This is a genomic window from Bdellovibrionota bacterium, assembly GCA_035292885.1.
GTDB lineage: Bacteria > Bdellovibrionota_G > JALEGL01 > JALEGL01 > DATDPG01 > DATDPG01.
The window spans coordinates 1-5,847 of sequence record DATDPG010000174.1 but is presented as its reverse complement, the minus strand read 5'-3'; the positions used below and the strand labels follow the sequence as shown (position 1 = coordinate 5,847).

The window sequence follows — 5,847 nt, the reverse complement described above, 5'->3', positions numbered from 1 at the left end:
CACACCTCGCACCAGGTCTCGTCCCTTGACTTCCATGGAGATCGGTTGGTCGACGGGGTAGGCGTCTCCGATTTTGATTTTAATCTGCTCGGCCATCGTTTCGCCGATCAAGAGAGAGTATTTCTTTTTAAGATAGTTGATCACCGCTTCGTCCATTTTGTCCCCGGCGATCCGGACCGATTTGGAAATGACGATGCCGCCGAGTGAAATGACGGCCACCTCGGTCGTGCCCCCGCCGATATCCACCACCATGTTCCCGGATGGATCCACGATCGGCATGTCGGCTCCAATAGCGGCGGCGATCGGTTCTTCAACCAAGAAAACTTCGCGCGCGCCGGCCGAAAGCGCCGATTCCTCCACGGCGCGTCGCTCGACCTCGGTCACACCCGAAGGAATGCAGATGATGATTCGCGGCCGAACCAGCGTCTTTCGATTGTGAGCCTTTGCAATAAAGTACTTGAGCATCGCTTCCGTGGTCGAGAAGTCCGCGATGACGCCGTCTTTGATCGGGCGGATGGCCATGATGTGGTCGGGAGTCTTCCCGATCATCGCCTTGGCTTCATGGCCGACCGCCAAGATACGGCGGTTGCCGGAGCCGTCGTTTAGAATCGCGACCACGGAGGGTTCATTAATCGTGATTCCCTTGCCCCACTGATAAACGAGCGTGTTGGCCGTACCGAGGTCGATGGCCAGATCGGTCGAAAAGAAAGAGAACAGACTCGCGAGAGGCTTGATCAAGTTGCACCGGAACTATCGGAAATCGTTCGGGATCTCAATACAAAAGTGTTGTCGGACTCGTCCGAAGCCCTCAGAATGGACTCGTGCCTTCGAGGAGGATCCGCGCGGTTTGGCTCGTTGCGTTGTGTGCGGCGAGTTCTGCGCATGCGCAACAGATCACAACGGTTCTCGAAAATTTTGAGTCGTTCAAGGAAGACGAAACCCCTTCCAAAGGGTGGGACAGCCGGAACGGAGACCCGAAGAAGGTCTATCGTATCGCCCTGGAAAACGGAAATCACTACCTCTCCGCGACGGATCACGGCGAATCGGTTCAATTGTTTCGCGGCGGGGGCTGGAAGCTTTCCGAGACGCCTCGGCTGATGTGGAAATGGCGCGTGAACGTATTTCCCCCGGGTGCGGACGAGCGATTACCGGACAAAAACGACAGTCCGGCCGCTCTTTATGTCGTTTTTCCCAAGCGATGGCTGTTGCCCGACGTGATTAAATATGTTTGGAGCTGTGCGGCGCCGGTCGAAACGGTAATTGTGAAGTCCAAGCATTTTCCTTTGATTGTGGTGCGAAGTGGAACCTCTCCGGCCGGAAAATGGGTGGAGGAATCCCGAAACGTCTATGAAGATTACAAGAAGTTATTCGATCGCGGTGTTCCGAATCCAAAAGCGGTTGGGTTTCTGACGGACGCAAACGCGGTCAAGGGGACTGCAGCCGCCGATTACGATGAACTTCGTCTGGCACGCGAATCAATTAAGGAAACATGGGATCCATGAAGAACGCTTCTGCATCCTCGTCGTCCGCCGGGGTTTTCTTCGTTTCGCCTTTTTCTTGCGCCCGATAAATCACGAACGCCTTCCGCTGGACTAGGTCCTGCTGATCGCGCGCCACGAGAACAACCCGGTTCGCACCGCTCTCCAACGGCACCGTGGTATCAAAGGGACGGGTTTGGTCCGGACGGGAGGCGGGATCCTCGGAGTTCGAATAGTTTTGGTAAAAGACTTTTTTGTCGTTGATGAAGATGTATACGTCTTTCACTCCTTCATCGTCGCTCACGTTTCCGGCCATTCGAACAAAGCGCTCGCGGGCGACTTCAAAGGCTAAACGTTCCGCATCGATATTAATTATTGGCGACTGAAGCAGGGTCTGTTCCATTTCCGCTTTTACCGTGTCGGTTCGTTTCTTGGATACGACAGCGACTTCCGGCTTTGGTATCCAGCCGGACTGTTTTTTCGGAAGATCGACTCTCATGAAATTGTTAAATTCCCCGGTCGATTGAAAGATGCTTGAAGCTGAAACGCGGCCGACCACGGGAGCGGTGGCCGAAGGCATTGCAAATACGGGCGTACGATCCGTCTTCACCGACACCTCCCGTCTTTCCGTCTTTACTGCGCCCGGCGGGACGACATCGAATGAAAGTTTTTTCGTCAACGCGACCCGGTACGCGACATCGAGAACCGCAAGGTCGAGCGTGAAGGAGTGGGCAGAGAACGACGGCGAAACTTCAAAGAGAAATGACACCATTTTCTCGTTCCCCGGTTTCAGCTCCGGAAGCGGAGCGCGCCCGCGCTGTAAAAACACGTCTTTCCCCGCCATATTCTTGACGGAAGCGAAAGCCTCGCCGGTGGGACCCTTGCCGATGTTGTGAACCATCACGTCAAGCTCGATCGATTCCCCTTTTTCAATCAGACCGTTCCCGTTCCCTTTGGGGCCGACTCGATCGTTTACCTGGAACGTGAACGCAAATTCCGGTTTGGAGGCTGCCTTCATTGCGACCATCGCGTTGATCTCCTTCGGAACAATGTTCCGCGCTTCGAAGAAGTTCAGCGAAATATCGGCCCGGCTGCTCGGAGTCGCTTTCGGAACTTCCACTTTGACCTCGCGGGTCAGTTTTTGGCCCGGATCCACCTTACCAAAGAGAAATTCGCGCTCGGAGAAGAGATAGTTTTTCGAATTCGAGACGGCCCGCAATCGGTAGAGGGGACATGGTCCCGCGTTTTCAATCGTCACCTGAAACTGCATCGACCGGCCCGCTTGGATGGCGGAGCCGGCGGGAGAAACGAAATTGGACGCCGCCTTGGGGGGAGTGCAGCCTGTCGCTTTACCCTGCGGCGGAGCGGCCCAGTCAATGCCGCGCGTGGCCAGGGCCTGAACCAAACGCTGTTGTTCCGGTTTTTCCCAAATGGGCGCTCGTTTCTGCGCCAGGGCAACCAAATCTTTCCTTTTGGTACTGTTCGCATTCTGAAGCAGATCGAGCGCGGTCCGGATCTCGAAATCCTTCAGGGTTCGCTTTACTTTGTCCTCACGGCTGGCTTGGGCGGAAAGGGGCACGGCGTCTTCCTCGGCTGCTTGCTTGTCCGTACGTTCTTCGACGAAACGAATGTCGATCTGTGGCTCCTTTTGGGAAGGAGTCGAATTTGGATTCTCGAAATGGTGTTCCAAGGATACTTCTCCGTAATCCTTTCGAACGCGAAAGACATCCATACGGTCCTCCGCCACGACGCTTTCCAAAAACCGAACATCCGGTGCAATTCCCACCGACTGGATCGAAAAATCGCCCGGGGTCAGGTATTGACCGATGGTGAGTTTGAGAGCGGCGTCGTCGGGGAGCTCAAAGATCGATTGAACGGTTCCTTTGCCAAATGTGCGTTGGCCCAAAACGATCGCGCGGTCCCTGCGTTTCAATGCGCCGGCGACAATTTCCGATGCGCTGGCGCTGCCGCCGTTGACGACCACGGACATCGGGTAGTTCGGCTCGGTCCCTGGCTCCGTCGCCTTTTCTTCGTCGCGAATCGTGTTCCCGGCTTTTACCGTCGAAACGATGGTACCGCTGCCGAGAAATTTATCTGCGACGGCAATGGCCTGATCCAAGAGGCCGCCGGGGTCATTCCGCAGGTCCAGAATCAAGCCTTTGAGAGTTCCTCCGGCATCGGCGGTGAGCTGCTTCAAGTGTTTGTTGAGATCTTTTGCCGTGTTCCCTTGAAAACTCTTGAGTTTTACATATCCGATCTGCCCGGGAAGAAGCTGCGATTCAACGCTCACGATCTTGATGATGTCCCGGACGATCGTGAAGTCCCTCGATGATGTCCACCCCTCCCGGAGGACGGAAATCGTGATGGGCGTTCCTTTGGGGCCACGCATCTTGTTGACGGCTTCGGTGAGATCCATGTTGATCGTCGATTCGTCGCCGATCTTCGTGATGGTGTCGCCCGCCTTGATCCCGGCGATGTGAGCCGGCGTATCTTCGAGGGGCGCGATCACGGTCAATTTGTTCTCACGAATGCCGATGACGATGCCGAGACCCCCGAATGTTCCGGTCGTCCCGACTTTGGTTTCATCGTAAAGTTCTTTTCCCAAATACACGGAATGCGGATCGAGCGTGGAAAGCGCGCCCGTAATGGCGCTGATTTCGAGGTCACTCTCGGTGATGTCGCTTTCTTTGTGTTCTCGCACGAACATCAATGCGTCCGAGATCGTCGAATGAAGGGCGTAGAGCGTCGCGACTTGGGTATCGAACTCCATGCGATTGTTGTTTACGAGAAGAACCGCCTTGTGTGGCCCCGGGTTGAGGATTCGAACTTCGGGCACGAGTTGCGAGATTCTCTCGAGGGATTTCTTGAACATTTCCTCGGGACTGACCCGCGACGGATCGACGTAGCTCTCTTTTATATGGTGAAGAACTCGTTTCAGCGTGTCGAGGCGCGCGAGCCGGTCTCGCCCTCGAAGCCAGTCGGGCGAAAAGGAGAAGCTGCTCGGGATGACCTCCATTCGCCCGCCCGAAAACACATCCAGCTGAGAAACGAGAATCGATGCGAACAGAAGCGCCGAAAATATCGAAAGAAGCTTGAATTTCCGCATGAACGTATATGAAGGAGGAGGGTGCTGCCGGTGGGTCTGCCTCACTTCTTGTGGGTAGTATAACACGAGCGACCGGAAGGCGAATCGAATCCCGTGGAATTCGAAGACATGGAGCGGGAGAAGGGGCTTGAACCCTCGACCCTCACGTTGGCAACGTGATGCTCTACCACTGAGCTACTCCCGCTGGATCGGCGTAACCACCTGAAACGAAAGGGGTCTTGCTATATGAAGGCCTTATGTCTGTCAAGCCGGCCGTCCGACGGCTCGCAAAGTAGACTTAATAAAGCTTACTTTCCCCTCTTCGGCCCACTTCGCTCGGTCAGCGTTTCTATCGCCATTTTTTCCTCAATTCGATCTAAGTCTTTCAACGGATTACGCGCACTCTTTCGTGGACGTTCGGGTTGGTCCCGCAATTTAACTCTAAATACTAGATCCCCAAGGCGGAGTTCGTCTCCGTCATTCAATTCACCCTCCTTGATTTTCCGACCGTTGACAAGCACACCGTTCGTACTGCGGAGATCGTAGATGGCGTACCCTTTCTTCATCTGTTTTATGCGCGCGTGTTGTCGGGACAACGAGGGGTGATCGATTTGAATTTCATTCACCACGGGCACCCGGCCGATATAGGAGTTTTTTTCGGTTACGGTGAACGTCTCTTCTTTGCCGTCGGGCCGCTTAAGAATCAATTTCAGCATGCGAAAAACCGAATTATACACATACTTCCCACGAGGCCCAGCGCGCCGAATGAGGCTGAAAGGTTCGGTTTCTTCGAACGTAAAGCTGCAAAGTTTGTGTCTCGGCTTCGCTGGTCTCGCGCAAGCCGGTTCTCACCGACCGTCGCCTTATCAAGTTGAGGGCAATAGGCTAGCTGGCGGGTACGGCGCAGGAATTTTTTCGTTTCACAAGGCGCGACGATGCGAGCGACCGGAGCGTAGTAAACCTACGTGAGGATCGCGAGCGAGGAACAACGCTGTGAAACGGAAAAAGAACAAGCCGTGGAGGCGACGGCCGCCCTCAAAAGATTTCAAGTTGTTAGGATACCCGGAAGCCAATTTGAAGCCAAAGTTCACGCCTTGGCTTCGGTCTGCACGTTTCGGCCGAAAAGATGCACGACTTTCGCCGCCACCTCTTGCGCGGGAAGAACTTTGAGCCCCTCCGTCGCGCCCTTCGTTTCAATCGCCGCCAGCCTTACGTACCGCTGCATGGTCTTGAGATCCTTCCAGCCGCAGATCTTTTGAATCTGAATGGGAGGGACCCCGTTCC

5 protein-coding genes and 1 tRNA gene are annotated in these 5,847 nt (G+C 54.9%); 1 reads left to right on the top strand and 5 read right to left on the bottom strand.

Translation table 11 applies throughout. The features are described 5' to 3' along the window. Positions 1-738, bottom strand: a 738-nt coding sequence (locus VI895_12775; GenBank protein ID HLG20672.1) for a rod shape-determining protein, incomplete at its 3' end; no start/stop codon positions are given. Positions 739-821: 83 nt separating this feature from the next. Between VI895_12775 and VI895_12770 the strand changes: the two genes are divergently transcribed. Then, positions 822-1,502 carry a DUF3047 domain-containing protein gene (locus VI895_12770; protein ID HLG20671.1) on the top strand — a complete coding sequence of 227 codons (681 nt, stop codon included), beginning with the start codon at positions 822-824 and terminating at the stop codon, positions 1,500-1,502. On the opposite strand, the gene VI895_12765 is transcribed toward VI895_12770, so the two are convergent. The 4 genes from VI895_12765 to VI895_12750 all read right to left on the bottom strand — a co-directional run. Beyond that, positions 1,480-4,584: an MXAN_5808 family serine peptidase gene (locus tag VI895_12765; GenBank protein ID HLG20670.1), complete on the bottom strand. Its 3,105-nt coding sequence runs from the start codon at positions 4,582-4,584 to the stop codon at positions 1,480-1,482. The two genes, VI895_12770 and VI895_12765, sit on opposite strands and share 23 nt — an antisense overlap. Before the next feature lie 109 nt (positions 4,585-4,693). Further along, positions 4,694-4,768: transfer RNA gene (locus VI895_12760), tRNA-Gly, on the bottom strand. Between the two features lie 103 nt (positions 4,769-4,871). Beyond that, positions 4,872-5,279 (bottom strand): FHA domain-containing protein, encoded by a 408-nt coding sequence (locus VI895_12755; protein ID HLG20669.1) that lies wholly within the window; start codon positions 5,277-5,279, stop codon positions 4,872-4,874. 371 nt (positions 5,280-5,650) lie between these two features. Beyond that, positions 5,651-5,847, bottom strand: a 197-nt coding sequence (locus tag VI895_12750) for a hypothetical protein (GenBank protein HLG20668.1), incomplete at its 5' end; no start/stop codon positions are given.